Source organism: Myxococcus sp. AM011, from assembly GCF_013372595.1.
Lineage (GTDB): Bacteria > Myxococcota > Myxococcia > Myxococcales > Myxococcaceae > Myxococcus > Myxococcus eversor.
This window is the reverse complement of record NZ_JABXEM010000618.1, coordinates 1-535: the sequence shown is the minus strand read 5'-3', so window position 1 is coordinate 535 and position 535 is coordinate 1. Positions and strand designations below refer to the sequence as shown.

Sequence of the window (535 nt, the reverse complement as noted above, 5' to 3'; positions counted from 1 at the left end):
AGTAAGAAGGGGCAGGAAGTGCCGGCAACGGTGCCGACTGCAGGAAACATCCGATCTGTGGGGATTGGTGAACAGCCCGGCGAGGGTAGGCGCAAAAAAATAGCGCCAACCGGACATCACCATGCGAGACCGGATGCAAGTTGTACTTTTACTGCACACGACGGGACATACATGGACACGCAAGACATTGTTTCCGAGATCAGCGAACTGAATCTCACCTATTTGATGCTTGCCCAGCAGATGCTGGCCAAGGATCGTGATGCCGCACTGTTTCGCCTCGGCATCTCCGAAGAACTGGCTGACATCCTGCTGACGATGTCGCCCGCGCAGATCGTCAAGCTGGCCAGCACGAACATGATGCTGTGCCGCTTCCGCTTCGACGATCACGCCATCCTGGGTCTGGTGACCCAGCCGCACCGTGACAAGGGCCTGCAGCAATCGCAAATGTCGATTCTGCTGGCACGTCAGGCGGTTGAGCAGATCAGCTGAACCGTTTGCGGCGGGTGTTCCGCCGGGTTCAGAGATTGCACTTTGG

1 protein-coding gene is annotated in these 535 nt (G+C 57.4%); it reads left to right on the top strand.

Annotation, left to right across the window (positions count from 1 at the left end):
* Positions 1 to 171 precede the first annotated feature (171 nt).
* Positions 172 to 489, top strand: a complete 318-nt coding sequence (flhD, locus tag HUW62_RS47685) for a flagellar transcriptional regulator FlhD (protein ID WP_004627783.1) — start codon at positions 172 to 174, stop codon at positions 487 to 489.
* Positions 490 to 535 lie beyond the last annotated feature (46 nt).